The 17,479-nt window shown below is 41.5% G+C and carries 23 protein-coding genes; 15 read left to right on the plus strand and 8 right to left on the minus strand.

All coding sequences use genetic code 11. From position 1 onward, the window contains the following. Positions 1–102: 102 nt before the first annotated feature. Positions 103–312: a hypothetical protein gene (locus ACI35L_RS09615; RefSeq protein WP_439802770.1), complete on the plus strand. Its 210-nt coding sequence runs from the start codon at positions 103–105 to the stop codon at positions 310–312. 37 nt (positions 313–349) lie between these two features. Further along, entirely contained in the window at positions 350–814 is a 465-nt protein-coding gene (locus ACI35L_RS09620; protein ID WP_439802771.1) for a GNAT family N-acetyltransferase, read from the plus strand. Here the strand turns inward: ACI35L_RS09620 and ACI35L_RS09625 are convergent. Next, entirely contained in the window at positions 811–1,713 is a 903-nt protein-coding gene (locus ACI35L_RS09625) for a GNAT family N-acetyltransferase (RefSeq protein ID WP_439802772.1), read from the minus strand. The two genes, ACI35L_RS09620 and ACI35L_RS09625, sit on opposite strands and share 4 nt — an antisense overlap. Positions 1,714–1,948: 235 nt before the next feature. Here ACI35L_RS09625 and ppsA point away from each other — a divergent pair, with 235 nt between their 5' ends. Further along, a complete protein-coding gene (ppsA, locus tag ACI35L_RS09630; protein WP_439802773.1) occupies positions 1,949–4,555 on the plus strand; it encodes a phosphoenolpyruvate synthase in 2,607 nt (868 codons plus the stop codon). A 179-nt stretch (positions 4,556–4,734) separates the two neighbouring features. Here ppsA and ACI35L_RS09635 read toward each other — a convergent pair whose 3' ends face one another. Next, entirely contained in the window at positions 4,735–5,964 is a 1,230-nt protein-coding gene (locus ACI35L_RS09635; protein WP_439802774.1) for an MFS transporter, read from the minus strand. 121 nt (positions 5,965–6,085) lie between these two features. Beyond that, positions 6,086–7,228 carry a winged helix-turn-helix domain-containing protein gene (locus tag ACI35L_RS09640; protein WP_439802775.1) on the minus strand — a complete coding sequence of 381 codons (1,143 nt, stop codon included), beginning with the start codon at positions 7,226–7,228 and terminating at the stop codon, positions 6,086–6,088. A gap of 142 nt (positions 7,229–7,370) precedes the next feature. On the opposite strand from ACI35L_RS09640, the gene ACI35L_RS09645 reads away from it, so the two are divergent. The 5 genes from ACI35L_RS09645 (at position 7,371) to ACI35L_RS09665 (ending at position 9,801) form a co-directional block, all read left to right on the plus strand. Next, positions 7,371–7,721, plus strand: a complete 351-nt coding sequence (locus ACI35L_RS09645) for a cupin domain-containing protein (protein WP_439802776.1) — start codon at positions 7,371–7,373, stop codon at positions 7,719–7,721. A gap of 78 nt (positions 7,722–7,799) precedes the next feature. After that, the gene (locus ACI35L_RS09650) at positions 7,800–8,363 is read left to right on the plus strand and encodes a DUF4240 domain-containing protein (protein WP_439802777.1); all 564 of its coding nucleotides are present in this window, start codon (positions 7,800–7,802) and stop codon (positions 8,361–8,363) included. A 44-nt stretch (positions 8,364–8,407) separates the two neighbouring features. Beyond that, positions 8,408–8,830, plus strand: coding sequence for a GNAT family N-acetyltransferase (locus ACI35L_RS09655; RefSeq protein WP_439802778.1), 423 nt, complete (start codon positions 8,408–8,410; stop codon positions 8,828–8,830). Between the two features lie 24 nt (positions 8,831–8,854). Then, positions 8,855–9,370 carry a GNAT family N-acetyltransferase gene (locus ACI35L_RS09660; protein ID WP_049671014.1) on the plus strand — a complete coding sequence of 172 codons (516 nt, stop codon included), beginning with the start codon at positions 8,855–8,857 and terminating at the stop codon, positions 9,368–9,370. 50 nt (positions 9,371–9,420) lie between these two features. Next, a complete protein-coding gene (locus ACI35L_RS09665; protein ID WP_049671013.1) occupies positions 9,421–9,801 on the plus strand; it encodes a hypothetical protein in 381 nt (126 codons plus the stop codon). A 42-nt stretch (positions 9,802–9,843) separates the two neighbouring features. On the opposite strand, the gene ACI35L_RS09670 is transcribed toward ACI35L_RS09665, so the two are convergent. Beyond that, the gene (locus ACI35L_RS09670) at positions 9,844–10,461 is read right to left on the minus strand and encodes an NUDIX hydrolase (protein WP_049671012.1); all 618 of its coding nucleotides are present in this window, start codon (positions 10,459–10,461) and stop codon (positions 9,844–9,846) included. 302 nt (positions 10,462–10,763) lie between these two features. Between ACI35L_RS09670 and ACI35L_RS09675 the strand changes: the two genes are divergently transcribed. Then, the gene (locus tag ACI35L_RS09675; RefSeq protein WP_231589510.1) at positions 10,764–11,318 is read left to right on the plus strand and encodes a GNAT family N-acetyltransferase; all 555 of its coding nucleotides are present in this window, start codon (positions 10,764–10,766) and stop codon (positions 11,316–11,318) included. A 108-nt stretch (positions 11,319–11,426) separates the two neighbouring features. Here the strand turns inward: ACI35L_RS09675 and ACI35L_RS09680 are convergent, their stop codons facing one another. Continuing rightward, the gene (locus ACI35L_RS09680; protein WP_439802779.1) at positions 11,427–11,927 is read right to left on the minus strand and encodes a hypothetical protein; all 501 of its coding nucleotides are present in this window, start codon (positions 11,925–11,927) and stop codon (positions 11,427–11,429) included. A 114-nt stretch (positions 11,928–12,041) separates the two neighbouring features. Then, positions 12,042–12,356 carry a hypothetical protein gene (locus ACI35L_RS09685; protein ID WP_439802780.1) on the minus strand — a complete coding sequence of 105 codons (315 nt, stop codon included), beginning with the start codon at positions 12,354–12,356 and terminating at the stop codon, positions 12,042–12,044. A gap of 215 nt (positions 12,357–12,571) precedes the next feature. Here ACI35L_RS09685 and ACI35L_RS09690 point away from each other — a divergent pair, with 215 nt between their 5' ends. Both ACI35L_RS09690 and ACI35L_RS09695 read left to right on the plus strand, forming a co-directional pair. Then, complete coding sequence (locus tag ACI35L_RS09690) at positions 12,572–12,976, plus strand: GNAT family N-acetyltransferase (RefSeq protein ID WP_439802799.1); 405 nt, start codon at positions 12,572–12,574, stop codon at positions 12,974–12,976. Positions 12,977–13,061: 85 nt separating this feature from the next. Next, positions 13,062–13,856, plus strand: a complete 795-nt coding sequence (locus tag ACI35L_RS09695; RefSeq protein ID WP_439802781.1) for an alpha/beta fold hydrolase — start codon at positions 13,062–13,064, stop codon at positions 13,854–13,856. Between the two features lie 260 nt (positions 13,857–14,116). On the opposite strand, the gene ACI35L_RS09700 is transcribed toward ACI35L_RS09695, so the two are convergent. Beyond that, a complete protein-coding gene (locus ACI35L_RS09700) occupies positions 14,117–14,698 on the minus strand; it encodes a hypothetical protein (protein ID WP_439802782.1) in 582 nt (193 codons plus the stop codon). A gap of 182 nt (positions 14,699–14,880) precedes the next feature. Between ACI35L_RS09700 and ACI35L_RS09705 the strand changes: the two genes are divergently transcribed. The 3 genes from ACI35L_RS09705 to ACI35L_RS09715 all read left to right on the plus strand — a co-directional run bounded on the left by ACI35L_RS09705 (position 14,881) and on the right by ACI35L_RS09715 (position 16,070). After that, positions 14,881–15,177 (plus strand): hypothetical protein, encoded by a 297-nt coding sequence (locus tag ACI35L_RS09705; protein ID WP_439802783.1) that lies wholly within the window; start codon positions 14,881–14,883, stop codon positions 15,175–15,177. Positions 15,178–15,630: 453 nt separating this feature from the next. Continuing rightward, a complete protein-coding gene (locus ACI35L_RS09710) occupies positions 15,631–15,948 on the plus strand; it encodes a hypothetical protein (protein WP_049671006.1) in 318 nt (105 codons plus the stop codon). Further along, positions 15,945–16,070 (plus strand): hypothetical protein, encoded by a 126-nt coding sequence (locus ACI35L_RS09715; protein ID WP_439802784.1) that lies wholly within the window; start codon positions 15,945–15,947, stop codon positions 16,068–16,070. The genes ACI35L_RS09710 and ACI35L_RS09715 overlap by 4 nt, the downstream gene beginning before the upstream one ends. Before the next feature lie 102 nt (positions 16,071–16,172). Here the strand turns inward: ACI35L_RS09715 and ACI35L_RS09720 are convergent, their stop codons facing one another. Then, on the minus strand, positions 16,173–16,421 hold the full coding sequence (locus ACI35L_RS09720; protein WP_439802785.1) for a hypothetical protein: 249 nt from the start codon (positions 16,419–16,421) through the stop codon (positions 16,173–16,175). Positions 16,422–17,212: 791 nt separating this feature from the next. Between ACI35L_RS09720 and ACI35L_RS09725 the strand changes: the two genes are divergently transcribed. Then, positions 17,213–17,440 (plus strand): hypothetical protein, encoded by a 228-nt coding sequence (locus ACI35L_RS09725; protein ID WP_049671004.1) that lies wholly within the window; start codon positions 17,213–17,215, stop codon positions 17,438–17,440. The last annotated feature ends 39 nt before the right edge of the window (positions 17,441–17,479 follow it).

Below are 17,479 nucleotides of genomic sequence, written 5' to 3' on the forward strand. Positions count from 1 at the left end.
AGTTTTGGAGAATAATATATGAACGGATGTCTTTATGAGTATGTTGGACCTGGAGTATGAACTGATTAAAGATAATTATTTTGATGAAGAAGGAGTACGTACATGAAAACGAGATTAACATTCCCGCAGATTCTATTATCTGCAGCCGTTATTGCAACGATTATGACCGTAGCTGATTCATTCATTGAGTGGGAAAAGAAGATATATGGGGGTATTTTTGCCTTTGTTATCGTAATAAGTGTATGTAAAATCGTTGAGGTCCTATTTAAGGGTCAAAGCTTAGAAGAGTCAGATGAACCTGTTAAAGAATAGTACGCGATAAATCGAACGACATAGGAGGAAGTGAAAGATGGACTATACTTTCACGGTTATGACACAAGAACAGGCAGAATGGATTGCCTATTCATGGCATTATGATGGAGAATACAGCTTCTATGACATGGAGGCCGACCCGGATGATCTGGAGGAGTTCTTAAACGCGGAAACAAGAGGCGATTCGGTATTTGCGGTAACCTATGAAGAGAAATTAGCTGCCTTTTTAACGGTTGAATTGACCGGTAGCCAGACGGCGGATATTGGCTTAGGAATGGAGCCAGGCTTAACCGGTCAAGGGAAAGGAATGGACTTCCTGCAGGCTGTGATTGAATTTGTCACATTCGAATATGAGGTTGAAAGAATGACCTTATCGGTTGCCGCTTTCAATGTCAGGGCGATAAAGGTATACAGGAAAGCCGGGTTTAAGGATGCTGGGACGTTCCTGCAGGAGACAAACGGCCGTACGTATGAGTTTTTGAAAATGGAGTTAGCTGTTTAGAACTCACATGTGACCGGCATCATGAATAATTCATTCTCAACAAGGATATTGCCTCTGACCATTAATTTAGTCTGTGCTTCACATTCAATCGGTCTAAGATTAGGCGATGGAAAGGCTTCTGGATGAAAGTAATATTCGATGGACGTAAATTCATAGGGAATAAAAGAGCATAGCTGTTCGATTGGAGGAATCATTTCTCCCATTACATCATATAAGTGCAGGATTCCATTGTTTACCTCAAAAACAAGGATTGTATCCAGTTCCTCTATAAGGTAAAGATTCTCGTAGATTGCTGGATTATAAAAATTGAAGTACAGACAATTCAAATAACGAATAGGAAAGAAAGTGGTGGATAAGATTTTACTGTGTTGAGCGATTTTGTTGAGAAGATCTAAATCTGCCGGATTCGTCAATGGCTCGAGTTTACGTAAAGAGGATGATGAAGCGATTGTCGTATGGGCAAAATCCATTTTAAAGGAATACTGGTTAACCGTTTTAAACCCAAAAGGGATATAAAGCTCGGGACTGCTCGTATAGAGGATGGATCCTTCATACGTTTGATCTGCATCGTCCAGCATTTTTTGAAACAAAGCCTTCATGAGTCCCTTCCTTCGATAGTCCGGATGCGTCATGACCGATTGAATCCCAATACAATGGATGGATGCACCGTTAATCATCATCGGGAGCGGAAAGGCCGAAACATTTGCAATCGCTTGTTCCCCGTCAAAGAAGCTGTAAGGCATATACTCGTCATTCCACAATCCTTTATCAGAGAGATCGGTCATCAAATTCGGACTGATGCCGAAGACTTGCTCAAATAACGGGTATAGCTTCTCGCGCATGCGGATATCATGCGTGTATTTTTCGGCAAATAGGAAGCCGTCTTTTTGAATGGACAATTTGAACACATCCTTAAACTAGTCATTTATGAATACGCTTTGCTGGATAGTAAGCCGCTTCATCCTCAAAGGCAGGAGATGAATGGTTCCTCGTCACCCGATTCAAATGGTCGGGAGAAGGAGAATAAAACCAATAGGGTGGTTCTATTTGATTATAGCATCTGAAGCCTGATGGTATGGAATTTTATCCCGTTGTGAATGCCATTGGTCAATTCATGGTTAGGGGAGATATGAAATGAAATCATTTGTTCTACATTTTCAGGAAATCGATTGGACGAAGCTTCCGCTTGTTGGCGGGAAGGGTGTTCATTTGGCGGAGCTATCGAAAATACAAGGATTATCTGTTCCAGCAGGCTTTTGTGTAACGACGGAAGCTTACCAAAAAGCCTTTGAAAACCATGACACTTTCCATCAGTTATTGGAGCAGTTAACAAAGTTGAACGGGGAGGAGCACACGCAAATCCGTACCCTCAGTAATCAAATCCGTCAGCATATGATGAAAGCTGAGATTCCTCCTAATGTTGAAGAGGATGTCACTCATGCTCTTGCCCAGCTTGGAGCTGAACATGCCTATGCGATACGCTCCAGTGCCACGGCAGAGGACCTCCCGTCTGCCTCCTTTGCCGGGCAGCAGGACACGTATTTGAATATCATCGGTGTTTCGTCCATTTTGCGGCATATCCAGAAATGCTGGGCTTCTTTATACACGGAACGTGCCGTTATTTATCGGCTGCAAAATGGGTTTGATCAAAAAGACGTCTCGCTATCTGTAATCGTTCAGCAGATGGTCTTCTCAAATGCTTCAGGCGTTATGTTCACGGCTGACCCGATGACCTCCAATCGAAAGATTCTCTCCATCAATGCGAGCTTTGGAATGGGAGAAGCGCTTGTTTCCGGCATTGTCTCACCTGATTCCTATCAAGTGAGGGGAGCCCAACTAATCGACAAGATGATTGCGGACAAAAAGAAAGCGGTCTATTGTTTGGAGGAAGGGGGCACGAAGACACAGCCGATTGAGCCTGATTGGCAAAAAGTGCAAACATTAACGGACAGCCAGATTATCGAATTAGCACAAATCGGAAGGCAGATAGAGGACCACTTCAGCTGTCCTCAGGATATCGAATGGTGTCTTGTAGATAATACCTTTCATATTGTCCAAAGCCGGCCCATTACCACTTTATATCCAATACCTGAAGCAGCAGACCAGGAAAACCATGTGTACGTCTCGGTCGGCCATCAGCAAATGATGACCGCCGCGATGAAGCCGCTCGGCTTATCCTTTTACCTATTAACGACTCCCGCCCCGATGCGAACGGCTGGCGGAAGATTATTTGTCGACGTCACCCAGCAGCTCGCTTCAAAAGAAGGCAGAGTAATGCTGCTAAACACATTAGGAAAGTCTGATCCGCTCATCAAAGATGCCCTCATCACAATCGTTGACAGGGGAGACTTCGTTAAACTGCTCCCGCAAGACTATTCAGCAATAGCTCCGCTTAGAAAAGGCCCTATGCCAGCTGCGCAGCCGCCCATTGAACCTGGCCCCTCCCTTATTTCAGAACTAATCAATAAGAGTCAAGCATCGATCGAATTATTGAAACAGCAAATCCGAACAAAATCAGGGATAGATTTGTTTGATTTTATACAAGAGGATCTCAAGGAATTAAGGAGGGAGTTATTCGCTCCAGAAAGCATGGCGGTGATCAAGGCGGCGATGGATGCTTCGGCATGGCTGAATGAGCATATGGCCAAATGGTTAGGTGAACCGAATGCTGCGGACACCCTTTCACAATCCGTTCCAAACAATATCACATCAGAAATGGGGCTTGCCTTATTGGATGTGGCTGATGCGATCCGCCCTTATCCAGAGGTGATAGATTACCTGCAGAACGTAAAAGAGGACCGCTTTTTGGATGAGTTGTCGGAGTTTGAAGGAGGGGCAACGATCAAACAAGTGCTGGATGATTTTCTCCATAAATATGGAATGCGATGCAGCGGCGAAATTGATTTGACAAGGACGCGATGGAGTGAGAAACCAAGTGCCTTAATTCCGCTTATTCTAAGCAATCTCAAAAACTCCGCTCCCCATGCTAGTCAGTTGATGTTTGAACAAGGACGAAAGGAAGCAGCTCGAAAAGAGAGGGAGTTATTGACGAGACTGCAGTCATTACCTGATGGGGAACAAAAGATGAATGAAACAAAACGAATGATTGATTTGCTGCGGAATACGATCGGCTACCGTGAATATCCGAAATACTTCATGGTTAATCGCTACTTCATTTATAAACAGGCATTGTTGAAAGAGGCGAAAAAGCTTGAACAGGCGAAGGTGATTCATCATCTGGAAGATGTCTATTATCTTACTTTTGATGAACTGCGTGAAGTGGTTCAAACGAAAGAAATGAATGAAGAAATCATCCGGAAGCGGAAAGAGGAATATACGCTATATAAGAAGTTAACGCCACCACGTGTCATTACATCAGATGGAGAAATCATAGCAGGAGCGTACAAGCGGGAAAGCATCCCAGTCCATTCTATTCCAGGTCTTCCGGTATCTGCTGGAGTCATAGAAGGCCGGGCCCGCGTGGTTTTAACGATAGAGGAAGCCGATTTGGAGGCTGGAGATATATTGGTGACGGCTTATACAGACCCGAGCTGGACTCCTTTATTTGTCTCCATCAAAGGCTTGGTCACCGAAGTAGGCGGGTTGATGACCCATGGCGCGGTGATAGCACGTGAATATGGGCTGCCGGCGGTGGTTGGAGTGGAGAAGGCAACAACGCTTATTAAAGACGGACAACAAATCCGCTTGAATGGGACCGAAGGGTATATTGAAATCCTATAATAGTATTTTAAATGGTCAAGAGTAGAAAATTCATTTGTTCATTGCAGCTAAAAGCTGAGGAGTTAGTCTATTTCAGGTTAATATGGCCGATTTTCAATAGGGGAAAATCGGCCAGAAATAATGATGATGGATTTAACGGGTAAAGCCTAGTTTGCTTTTCTAATAGGCGTAAAAAAGTTTCAAGCATTTTCATCTCGATTAACTATTTTCCTATATTCCGACTTCGGTTCGCTTTGCTCCCAAATTAGGTTTTGCAAAAGGATTCCGGTCAACCCTATACATGTCAATCCTATACCAATTGCTTGAAAGGTATTCAGAACGCCAAAATGATGAATCATAAGACCACCAAGGAGCGGGCCAGCAATAAAGAGGATGCTTAAAATAGAATCAAGAATACCAGCGACTCTGCCTACAGCATCTTTAGGCGGTTCAATCTGGATAAGAAAATTGATGGCTGTAACAATCATTCCATTTCCTATTCCCCCGATTAAGGCAAGAATGACCGCTAAAAATATCATGTTGTACTCTTGTAGATAGCCATAACCTCCTGTCATAATCCCAATCAGAAGACTGCCTGTTCCAAAGAACCAACCATACTTGCGGATGCGGCTTAATCCATGCAGAAGCATGACAACCAGGAGAGAACCTAATCCGATAGCTGCAATTGCCCATCCCGTAATTTCTGGGGTGTTAGGAAACACGGTGCTAAATAAAGTGACGATTTGTGTATCAATCATTTGAATGGTGAGTGTACTAAAAATACCAAAAAGGATGCTTGCTCTTAAAGTTTGGTTATTGATAACAATCGTCCAGCCCATCTTCCACGATAAGAAAAAACTAGTCTGTTCGGTAACCTCAGACGCTTCATCATTATCGCGTCCTTTTATTTGAACCCGGCTGAGAATAATCCCAGAAATCGTAAAGGACAAGGCGTTCATGAGGATGGAGAGTTTGGGGGAGAAAATTCCAGCTATAGAACCACCTATAAGTGGTCCAACTACCTTCATCAGCTGAAATAGGCTTCCATTAATGGTGATTGCCTTCATTATGTCTTCATCTTCAACAATATTTCTTATCAATCCTTGCTGGGCAGGCAAGCTAATGACTCCTGCAGTGTTACGTAACAAAAGAATGGGCAGAGCAATAAATGGAGAGGGGACGAAAACGAGACATAAAGTGAGCAGCGCTCGAAACCAGTCGGAATAGATTAAGATTTTCCGTTTATCCATGCGGTCGGCCAATACACCAGCAAATTGTCCGAACAGAATGCTTGGAATCGCATAGGAGATGGATATAAAAGCAATCAGGAGCGGGTCTGCATTCCAGGAATAGCGGAATAAAATTAGCATCCCCACGTAATCAAACCAATTCCCTAAATTGGCAAGAGCATTTGCCGTAAAAAATTTCATAAAGTTCCTGTTATGCCATATTGATGCGTGCTTGTTCATCGATTTCCCTCCACGTCATGTTATTTCTTTCATCATAACGAGGGAATGTCAGAGGAATATCAGAGGCCAATTTAGGAATCGTTTATTGAAAATGTGATTTTAGCTGGAATTCAATCTTCGTCTTTAAATCAGGTAATTTGTATTCTCTGTGATACTTGGCCAGCATCTCCTGATAATGCATATATAAACCGCCATATAGATTGAATTCTTCTAAAAAGAAAAGGATAACTTGGAGATTGATTAGTATACCGGGTATATATTTGGCCTTATGGGACAGTTGGAATCCTTTGTCCACATACTTTTCTCCATTGACGAAATCATTCTTAACAAAGCAGAAGATACCTTGTAGAACAGTGCAGCTTGCCTGTTCCCTAGCATACGGATATGTGGAAAGGGTTTTATTGATATCAATCATCGTATCCTCCATCAAACGACTATCCTTCTGCAGAAGGACAAGGTAGCCTTCTAGAAGAACGAGAATTGGTAGAAAGCCAACTAGTCTTTTTTCATGAATTTCCTGTTTGGATTGGATAAGAAGATGGAGGGCTTCATCTGTTTGTTTTGTGAATATCAAAAAGGATAAGCGATTCAACAGTGTGATCTCCAGCCTATGATGTTCGGGAAGCTCTTTTGATGATAAGGCACGACAAAAGTAATCGAGACATTTCTGCTTATCCAGCTCCGCAAATGAAAAGATATGAAGATAGTAATAGCATTTTTCCCAAAAAGGAATGTTCTCTTTCTCAAGAAACCAGCTGAAATTTCCCTTCATGAACTGCAAATACATCTGACTGGGTAAATCAAGTTCAAAGCCAAGCAGTGTTTGATTATCTTCCAAAAGCTTTAAGGCATCCCCTTGACCATAAAGATGATACTTATGATAGAGACTGAGGAAATGTGAGGTAATGTCTTTTTCGTGGATTAAGGGATTATCCGGTTCCTTTTTGGTTACTAGGCGATATCCTTGTCCCCGCACCGTTTCAATAAGTATAGCCGGTGCAAGAGGCTGGATTTTCTTTCTGACCCTATATATATGATCATCAATTGTTCTGTCAATCGGTGTTTCTAAGGACCAGACAGCATCTAATAGTTCATCTCTTGTAAAAATCCGAGAGGGGTTCTGATATAAAAATTTAAACAATTGAAATTCCTTCGGTAAGAATACGATCACTTCGGAATGATAATTCACTTTATAGTCGTTTGGTGAAAATTTAACTGTATCCATTTTTTAACCTCTTCAGGATGGTATATTTGTACAACGTTCATTATAGCAAAAAATGGGAATGCATTTTCAATCAAGATAGAATATTTGATTGCATTTTTAGTAGAATCTATTTATGAAGGATGGAAGAAAATGTGTATATTGAATGCGAGGTGTAGAAATGGAAATCATTGATTTCGGAAAAGCGAAGGCTAAGGAGATTACAAACTTTCACTCGTTGAAAGCCTTCTATACAAAAATCACGAAAAGCGAAGCTCCAATAACCATAGGGTTTATCCATATAGAGCAAGGTGGGGTTGTTGGTTATCATCTGGCACCGGTACCCCAGTTATTCATTGTGGTGGAAGGAGAAGGCTGGGTTGAGGGGGAAAATCAAAAAAGGGTGAATGTGAGAAGCGGTGAGGGTGTCATTTGGAAGAAAGGGGAAGGTCATACAAGTGGAAGTGATAGCGGTTTGACAGCACTTGTTCTTGAATCGGAAGAATTAACGCTCTAAATAGAATGAGAGTAAAAGGAAGTTGGGACCTGATGTCGAATTAATTAGTTATATAGTCAAATCAAGGGGGGAAATAGGATGGAAGAAAAGGAATTTTGGCGGTTAATCAAGGAGGCGAAGGAACAGGGTGAACAAGAGGAACAAGCTGAGTGGTTATCCGAGCTGCTGATGGAAAGAGGCATAGAGGAAATAGTCGATTTCGAGGCTATCCTGCAGCAGTTCATGAATATGAGCTATACATCCCGCCTATGGGGTGCGGCGTTTGTCTTAATGGGCGGCTGCTCGGATGATGCCTTTGATTATTTCCGTGGTTGGTTAATCGGGCAGGGGGAAGAAATCTTTCATAAAGTAATGGAAGACCCTGAATTTCTAGCTGAATACATCGATGATGATCATCTTGATGAAGAAGGATTTCCTCAAAATGAAGAATTGATTTCTCTTGGCCTGAATGCTTATTTCCTGATTAAAACAGGTGACGATGATTGGGATGATGAGGTACATGATGAGTATCTTCAGGCACTAGAAGAAAAGGGAGTCAATCCTATATCCGAAATAGAATTTGATTGGGAAGAAGAAGATTTGGAAGAGTTATTCCCGGCTCTATGGGAACGATTTGGCGAGGATCCGCTGCCACAGGAATAACCGTCAGTTTAGGAGATATTCGCCTACATACCGGAGGTGACAGGATGGAAATTACCCAGGAATGGAAGCAGGAAAATCGTGATTTTATCCGTAAAAAACTAATCGAATATAATCTATCAAAGCTTCCTGATGAGATTAAACAATTGGTGAATAATATCCATTTTATCCTTCGAGATGAAAGCGGAAAAATAGTTGGCGGTATAACGGGAGACATGGTTTGGTACCGACTGCATATTGATTTCTTATGGGTGGATGAATCAATCAGGGGAAAAGGATACGGGAAAGAATTGCTGGATAGCATGGAGAACTTTGCACGGGAAAATCATTGCAAACTTATTCAACTGGATACATTCAGCTTCCAAGCGCCTGACTTCTATCAAAAGCATGGCTATGAAGTGATAGGTGTCATTGAAGAGTTTCCAACGAAAGAGCATCAGCAGTATTTTTTCATCAAAAGACTAGATTGAAGCCTATCTGCAGAGGTGTTGAGCTTGAAGATTATCGAAACCGAGAGATTATATTTAAGAGAATTAACAATAGAAGATACACATGATTTGTCGAAGGTACTATCTGACCCAGAGTCTATGAAATATTATCCAGCGCCATTCAGCAAGGAAAAAGTGGAGCAGTGGATTCAATGGAATCGGGAAAACTACATCAAATATGGGCATGGTTTATGGGCAGTTATCAGAAAAGAGGATGAACGATTTATTGGGGACTGTGGAATCACGATGCAAACGATTGAGAACGAAACAGTGCCTGAGATTGGCTTTCATATCATGAAGGAATTCTGTAATAAAGGCTATGCCACTGAAGCAGCTAATGCCTGTATAAAGTATGCTTTTTCTGTTGTCGGCTACCCGAAAGTATATGTATATGCCGCATTAACAAATCTTCCGTCACGAAGGGTAGCAGAGAAGATGGGAATGCATGTTTACAAGGAATTTCAGAAAAATGGAGCAAAACAAATTGCGTACGTTACCATCAATCAACCTATGTTCAATTAGCAAGATTCTGTAAAAAAGAACCCAGATACTATTAATAGGACGAAAGTATAGTGAAAAATAAGTTTGTCATCATTTTATTGATTGTCAGCCTAGGGATAAATATGTATCTGCTGGCGAAGTGGCTGCTCATTGACCAATGGTATGAACCGAATGGAGAAGAGAAGATTATTTTAAGCGAAATGGTACAAAAAACGATTGAAAGTGAAGATTATCAAAAAATAGCGGAGCAAGAGAATATTGTGGCAGTGGATACGAGTATGGATAAAAACAAAGGTGGAGTCTTTCCATACTATTTCATGATAAGTGTCCGTACCGATAAGCAAACCTATCTTTTTTCTTGCCATAATGAACCATGTACACAAATGGAAAACATAGGTGAAACCTATTCAATTTATCAAGATGAAAAACCATATTTGCCTTTCGGGGATTAGCAGGCAGCTGTCTAGCATGAAGGAAAACCGGTGCATGGATTCTTAATCCCATTGCACCGGTTCTTCAGGATTCTTAAGGCTTCTAAAGGCCATCTCTATTTGAGATCTTGTATTCCGAGCAATTGATAATGCGGGCAGCTCATCTTCCGGGAAGAAATCAATGGCACTTGTTTCTATGCCCTCTGTTGGCTTGCCGCCAATGATTTCACATTGAATAAATAGTTTGTACACATGATAAGGAGAAGGGGGATGAGGATGGCACTTCTTATCTAATACACCTAACAGCTTGACGGGTTTCACCTCAAATCCCGATTCCTCTTTAACCTCTTTAACCGCAACTTCCCTCGGTGTTAATCCAATATCAGCCCATCCGCCAGGTAATGCCCAGCAGTCATCCGTATTTTCCTTCACCATTAAAATGCGATTATCTTTAAAAACGACCGCTCTTATGTCGACTTTAGGCGTTGCATAGCCAGTCTCATTGGCAAATAATTCTCTGATGATGGGTGTATCCATTTCAGTATAGGTAGACATCATTTCAATGCTAATTTCCCTGATCTGTTCAAACCGTTCCATATCATAAACATCCTTTGAGTAGGTCAAGCCAGCCTGTGCAATCGATTGAAGCTGTTTGGCCCAATCCAGCCAATTCGAATCCATTTCTAATCACCGCCATCATAGAATAAACGCAATATTAAGTGTAAATCGTGTGCGATTGGGTGTTCGTCCTCCTATGTATCCATTATAAATGAAAAACAGCTAATGATGAATTTTATCCTTCACCCCCAAATTGACTGAAATATGATAAAATTATCTAAATTATGAAAAAGGAGATGCGCCTATGTTATCGATCATTGCTGCTGACCTTCACTCACACCTGTTTAAGGCATGTATATAGGGGGAAGCTGCTAGATCTTTATTGCTTGCTGACCCCTAAATAATTATTTTAGGGGGATTAAAAATTGATTGAACCATTTAACGAGAAATGGCTTAAAGGGAGTTTCGTCACCCTTCGCAGGATGGAAAAGGACGATCGTGAGGCATTTATTGAAATGGAAAGCAATATGGAAAATAGATTATTCATGAATGATGCTATCCCATTTCCTCCGACAGATGATGATCATGATCAATTCCTGAATGGAATCAGCGCTGATAAGGAAGAGTATCTATTTGCCATTGAGCGGATGAATGACCAAGCTTTTATCGGCACAATCTCCATCTACGCCATCAATTGGGTGAATGGCACATGTCATGTGGGGATTTCCATTGGCTCTCCACATCAAGGAAAAGGTCTTGGAACAGATGCCATGAATGCCCTGCTTGATTTCATCTTTCATTATCTTCGTATCAATAAAGTAAAGTTAAGTGTCTTTAGCTTTAATCAAAGAGCCATTCGCTCCTACGAGAAATGCGGTTTTCAGCATGAGGGTGTGTTGAGGCAGGAAATCTTTCGTTTTGGCGACTATCATGATTTAATCGTGATGGGGATTCTTCGAGAAGAATGGAAGAAGAAATAAAGAGAAGCCGGACCGGTTTTCACATCGTTTGTCAATAAGCAAAAGCCGCTTCACAAATAGGAGCGGCTTTGTTTTTATTCCCTATGCCTCTTTGTTCACTGGACTGATTTAACTGTTTATTTCATAGACTAATGTATCAAATAATTCTTCGTCTACATACAGCAGAATGGCCCATTCTCCTGACTTAGGTATTTTCACCATAGAAGGTGTATGAGCATCGGCTCCATTATTGGGCCCGCCAAGATTGATAGTCCAGCCATCCTTTAAAATCTTGTGCACCGTTTTGGATTCTTTATGATAACCAACAACAGTCAGGCTGGTATTTGCCTGTTCATTTCCCCATAGATGCCACATCCACTTTTGGCCATCTAAGCTTGGCATATCAGCTCCAATGACACCAGATTTATTTTCGTTTCCAATGATCCCTTTGTCGCCAAATTCACCCGCTTTTCTTTCCCAATTGATTTGTTCCAGATCGCTTTCTTGGACATAATCGGGCATATCATCCGGTAAGACAGTCTTACTCTCAACCGTTTTATCACTTGAACATCCGACAACCAAAAGAAGAACACTGAACGAAACAATTATCATTGTCCCTATTCTTTTCACGAAATCCCTCCTTGAAATGAGCTTATTGGCTGATTTTCTGGATGAATCCTATTGTGGATTTTTCATCGATTGACTGATCATAAATCCTTCATGTTCATGACAGGAATCGATGTTTTAAGGGGCAAACTCGATTTGGCCGGTAAACAATAAAAGAATCGTTATGATCCAGAATAGTATGAGAGATAACGAGAGAAGTAAGGAAAGAATGAGGATGGCCTTTTTCTCCGTTTTCTTCATCAAACCTATTATGGATAAAACAATGCCTGCACCTGTTAGCAGCATGGTCATATAATCACCGGCCGCATTCCCAATGTTCGCTATTCTTGTCTGCGGGACAAAGACGAATAAAAAGCAAAGGATTCCAATGATAATCGTTATATAGCGAAAAACGCCATACTTCTTCTTCGGCAGCGTTGTTTGAACCTCCAATGATTAACCTCCTTTCAGCTATACTGTCGTCATTCCATCCTATTAATTATTCGCTTTATTATGTCTAAAACCTCCTGCTTGTGAAGGATTCACGCTATTTATAAGTTAACGAGTATTCGATTTTCCATGAACAAATAAAAAGAAGGAGAAGATAGAGCTTGAGGAATTGGTTGGTTATTCCGTATCAGCCCCAATATGCACAAGAGACAATCAGAATGTGGCGGGAAAGTAAGGAACGGGCCATAGGCCAGAAGGAGATTCATGATCTTGATAGTCATCTTTATTTCTTGAATCATATTCTAGCCGATCGCTTTCAAATTGAATTGGCTATAGTTGATGGGAAAGTAGCTGGCATGATTGCCTATAATGAACGCGAGGTGAATCAGCTCTATATTCATGTTGATTATCAAGGGATGGGAATTGGACAGTCCTTGCTTGAAAAAGCGAAGGTGCTATGCTCTGGACGACTTACCTTATCTACATTTGAAGTGAATGAAAAGGCGAGGCGGTTCTATGAACGGAATGGATTTGAGGTGATAGGAAGAGGTTGTGAGAATGAAGAAAATTTACCGGATATCCAATATGAATGGACTGTGCCACAACACGATAAAGATACTTAATTGCGACTGTCTTCGATTTCTTTACATGGATCCCTGCCATCCGGAATAGGGTATTCCTAAGAGACATTCAGAAGGGGGAGTGGCTATGGGGTACTATGTGACGGTGGAAAGAGATGTCAATTTATATGTGGAGGATTTAAATCCAAGCGGAAACCGGACGATTGTGTTTCTGCATGGCTGGCCATTGAGCCATAAGCAGTTTGAATACCAGTTTACGATCCTCCCTTCGTTGGGCTATCGCTGCATTGGGATTGATTGGCGGGGATTTGGACAGTCGGACAAACCTGTACACGGGTATCATTTCTCCCGATTGGCGGATGATATTCGGGCCGTGGTGGTGGCGCTAGGCTTAGAGAATGTCATCTTGCTCGGCCATTCAACTGGCGGGGCAATCGCCATTCGCTATATGGCGAGGCATCATGGGTATGGTGTGTCAAAGGTCGTGCTGGTCGATGCGGCGGCACCTGTTGGGTTTACGGCTGAAACAGCCCATAGCTTCCTGACTTCTGCTTTGAATGATCGGCCAAAAATGATGCGAGAGGTAATGGAAAGCTTTTTCTTTCAATCTATCACGCAGCCATTTGCGGAATGGTTCCTTCATTTAGGACTTGAGGCAGCCGGATGGTCAACGGCGGCAGTCATCCGAATGCTGAGGGATGAGACACTTTATGAGGATTTAACAGCCATCCAGGTACCGACACTAATCATTCATGGGGTTCACGATAAGGTCATTCCATTTGCTCAAGCTGAGGAAATGGAACGCTCCATCCCCCATTCAACGCTCGCACCACTTTACTACAGCGGACACGGGGGATTCTGGGAGGAGCGTGCCCATTTTAACAGCCTGCTTCATGAGTTTATCGAGAAGTCATACGCATGAATGGCGGCTGGGACATCCGTATTTCAGCCAATGATAAACCCGAATGATTAGATGATAAAGGAATGAATCTATCGTCTAATTATTCGGGGTTTTTATTTTTCCGTGCATTAGTTGATTGTGAATTTCTATTATTGGTGACTGGTGGAATGGAGCGGAATGGAACGTACCTTTATTTCCTACTGCTCCTGAATAGGAAGATTAAGTGACAATCATTCGATGTTGAGGATCACTTATTTCGTTTTGTCCCAGCCTCCATGATCTTACTCATAATTCTTTCTTGTTCCTTTACGCTTCTTAACGGTTTTCTTCCATTCCTTGTATTCCTCATCCATTTCCTCCGTCGTCGGGAGAAAGTTTTCATCGTTATAGTCCACTCGTTTCCCATACCGGAGCATTTCGTAAATAATCATCCCATTATTCGGTTTCCCGTTGATGGTAATCATCGGGATAGCGTCAAATAAGATGTAGTAAAAGGAATAAAAAACAAAGCGGTCCCAGAATGTCTTATACTCAACGATGATGCCATTAGATATCAATAGATTGATTGTGAAGGCAACGGTCACATTGGCAAGAATAGGACCGGCATAAATACAGACATAGGCAAATTTATTCTTAATTCGTAAATCATCGTACGAAAACCAACTGTATACATGATAATATTTACGGATATCAAACAGGCCAATCTTAACTATCCTTGGTCCTGAGCCAATCGTCAGTCTAGGATTCACAACACCAAAGAATCCGCTGACGACAAAATACCCGCTCTCACGTAGAAAGATGACGACAGGAAGGATGATGAAGGCCGAAATGATCAGTGAAAGTAAATCAGCTATTCCAAACATTCTATTCACATCCCTTTGTTCTATCCTAAGGCTTATCTACTACTACCCTCCTATAAAACCCTTAATCATCCATACGAGTAAGTGTTCTAATCTCTGAACCTTCTTGTCATAAATGATACACTAGTGAAAGAAAGGCCAGAGATTTGACTGGATACATAAGCACGATGGATGGTGGTGAGAGAATGCTGAAAGGACTTACAGCTCTTAGTTTAGCTGTCCTGCTTTTGGCAGGCTGTAATGATACCCAATCAGAAGGTCGGGAATATCCTGAATATGAATTTGTGGAGGAGTATATACAATACGGCGACTATAAAGCAAAGGAGCAGGAGGATGGGGATGGCACACGTGTACTCCTATGGACAGATGAAGATGGGGAACCAGGGTATAAAACGATATTGGTGAAAGAGACAAACCGGCTGAAAATGATCGATGTGAAGACAGAAGAAGTATTATTTAATAACGTAGTGAAGATGCCATAAAAAAGAAAGCACCCGTTCCGCGAGGTGCTTTCTTCATATGAATTGATTAATTTTGTACAGCATCTAATTTTCCAGCGCATAAAAGTCTGGCGCAATTAGGACAATAGACAGATTTATAGATAAATCCAGTAGATTTAATCCATACAGTCTTCTCGCAGTCAGCACAATGAAGCTTGACTAAAAATCTGTTATTCATTTTACCTTCTCCCCTTTAAAATCGTACCTTTTCTCTTTTTAACAAATGTTTATGTCGAGTAAATGTCAGGTTATTTTTGGTAGACTACAATTAGAACAGAGCAGACAGGGGAAGGTCATCCTGTGTTTGATCCCCTGCTTGATGTCGTTCATCTATACCCACATTAACAAGGATTGGAAACGCATTTTAAGATTATAGAAATAAAAAATAACTTTTATTGGAAGGTACGTTTAATCCATGAGAAAGGAGTGACGACTTTGGATGTTTCGGATGCATCACAGGAGCAAGCGAGGAGAGAATTGAATGAAGAGGCAGCCTATTCCCTATCCTTAAATAGAAAAGAAACAGATCCAGAGGGATATGGGCGAATGGCGGAAAAAATGATGCAGGTAAGTGAGCGGGATGCCGATGGAATAGCTGCTCTCGTTCACGTCTTTCTACAGAAAGATCCGACCTTAACGAATGGAGAAGTGGCGGCAAAAGTGTTGAAGGAGCTGGCCAATTCTCATCCGAATCGTTTCATCAAAAAACTTGCGAAACGAATGGTGCCAAGGAAGCGGGGGATAGAGAGATGAAAGGGAATGACTATTATGAATGGATAAGGTCAATCGTTTTAAAGGTGACAGCAGACCCGTATGTTCAGGAAAAGTTTTGGAGGTTTTTGATGGCAACGGTTGAGAAGGAACGAAATAAATAAGGGGATGCTTCAGTCAAAGCATATGGCGAGAAAGTGGTACCAAAAAGCCGCCTTCGGAATGAAAGCGGCTGACTGTGTAAGAAATGATTGATATGTATGGTCTTAGCGATTAGGAGTCTTCCTAGTCGTTTTTTTATCGATCAAGTCCGATAAAAGATAGGCTAAGGTTGCGATTGATAAAGCCGGCAGCAAGGAAAGGCTAGATCGCAGTTCAAAGAATACCGTTTCTTCACTTGGATGATGGCTCATAAAATCAGGAATATAAAGTGCCGTTAAAACGATCCCTGAAACGAATTCATAGGCTAGATAGAACAGAACAAAGCAAATAATAAATAGTAGATATTTTTTCAACCATTTCCACCCCTTTTATGTTCATACGGAATAAAAAGGATTCGGTTTCACATTGTCTTGATCTACGGTGAACAAGGTACACACAAGAGAAAGGTTCTTCATGTCAGAACCATTCATTCGTTATTCTAGGGAATCTCAATCGTGGTATGTAAAAAGAAATCGCAAGACGACTAATGAATGATGAAGGATTTTAGAATGAAAATCTAGACCAATGCGTGTTGATTTTTATCACAAATCTCTTCTAATTGGATGACATTCATCATTGCTTTAGGGATTGCTGGGGTTACGGTATGGTTTTACCAAAAAATGCTCAAGCAAGCCTGCAAGAAATAGGAGAGTAGATTGCTATTCAATTGAAAAGGATAGCACTCTTCATACTATTCGTCTATAATACATTTGTGAATGAACACACAAATTTTAAAGGGAACAATATACTAGATCACAATCCTATCTTTGGCTGATGATTAGAATAGGCATTGTTTCATTTTTAAATGTACGAGGAAAACAAGATAGGTGACTAGTATGAGCAGAAGTGTAAGACAATAAATTGGAATTCTTTCGGCTATTGTTATTTACTATAGTATCCATGAGGGAGCGCACCTCCTGGCGGCATTGTATTATGGTGTCTTTAAGCAAATCAATTTCATGGGGCTTGGTATTCAGGTAGATGTCTATCATACTCAGATGACCGATTTCCAAATGGGCTTTTCTGTCTGGCGGGTGCGGCAGCCACCTTCGTTTGCGGCTGGCTGCTGATTTTATTCAGCAAACGAATTTGTGCAGTAAAATCAATGGTTTTTCGGACCATTGCATGGTACACATCACTCGTCATGCTGCTGCTTGATCCGCTTTATTTAAGTGTACTATTTAAATTTTTTGGCGGGGGCGATATGAATGGTATCGCGCTCTTTTGGCAGGAATGGATAGTGATGGTTCTCTTTGCGGGAATCGGTCTTATTCATGTGGTGGTCATCTACCGGTACTTGCTGCCTAAGTATTCAAAGTCCTTTGCTGAATAGAGGATGATTGGATTGCTTTTAGCCATAGGGGAAAAGAGC

The organism is Pradoshia sp., assembly GCF_051873915.1.
Classification (GTDB): Bacteria; Bacillota; Bacilli; order Bacillales; family Pradoshiaceae; genus Pradoshia.

Coding starts and splice junctions, on each gene's coding strand:
- ACI35L_RS09725 (WP_049671004.1), top strand. CDS start 17,213: ATGGTTTTTCGGACCATTGCATGGTACACATCACTCGTCATGCTGCTG.
- ACI35L_RS09640 (WP_439802775.1), bottom strand. CDS start 7,228: ATGGATACAGTTAAATTTTCACCAAACGACTATAAAGTGAATTATCAT.
- ACI35L_RS09650 (WP_439802777.1), top strand. CDS start 7,800: ATGGAAGAAAAGGAATTTTGGCGGTTAATCAAGGAGGCGAAGGAACAG.
- ACI35L_RS09700 (WP_439802782.1), bottom strand. CDS start 14,698: ATGTTTGGAATAGCTGATTTACTTTCACTGATCATTTCGGCCTTCATC.
- ACI35L_RS09670 (WP_049671012.1), bottom strand. CDS start 10,461: ATGGATTCGAATTGGCTGGATTGGGCCAAACAGCTTCAATCGATTGCA.
- ACI35L_RS09705 (WP_439802783.1), top strand. CDS start 14,881: ATGCTGAAAGGACTTACAGCTCTTAGTTTAGCTGTCCTGCTTTTGGCA.
- ACI35L_RS09655 (WP_439802778.1), top strand. CDS start 8,408: ATGGAAATTACCCAGGAATGGAAGCAGGAAAATCGTGATTTTATCCGT.
- ACI35L_RS09715 (WP_439802784.1), top strand. CDS start 15,945: ATGAAAGGGAATGACTATTATGAATGGATAAGGTCAATCGTTTTAAAG.
- ppsA (WP_439802773.1), top strand. CDS start 1,949: ATGAAATCATTTGTTCTACATTTTCAGGAAATCGATTGGACGAAGCTT.
- ACI35L_RS09635 (WP_439802774.1), bottom strand. CDS start 5,964: ATGAAATTTTTTACGGCAAATGCTCTTGCCAATTTAGGGAATTGGTTT.
- ACI35L_RS09645 (WP_439802776.1), top strand. CDS start 7,371: ATGCGAGGTGTAGAAATGGAAATCATTGATTTCGGAAAAGCGAAGGCT.
- ACI35L_RS09620 (WP_439802771.1), top strand. CDS start 350: ATGGACTATACTTTCACGGTTATGACACAAGAACAGGCAGAATGGATT.
- ACI35L_RS09695 (WP_439802781.1), top strand. CDS start 13,062: ATGGGGTACTATGTGACGGTGGAAAGAGATGTCAATTTATATGTGGAG.
- ACI35L_RS09690 (WP_439802799.1), top strand. CDS start 12,572: ATGTGGCGGGAAAGTAAGGAACGGGCCATAGGCCAGAAGGAGATTCAT.
- ACI35L_RS09615 (WP_439802770.1), top strand. CDS start 103: ATGAAAACGAGATTAACATTCCCGCAGATTCTATTATCTGCAGCCGTT.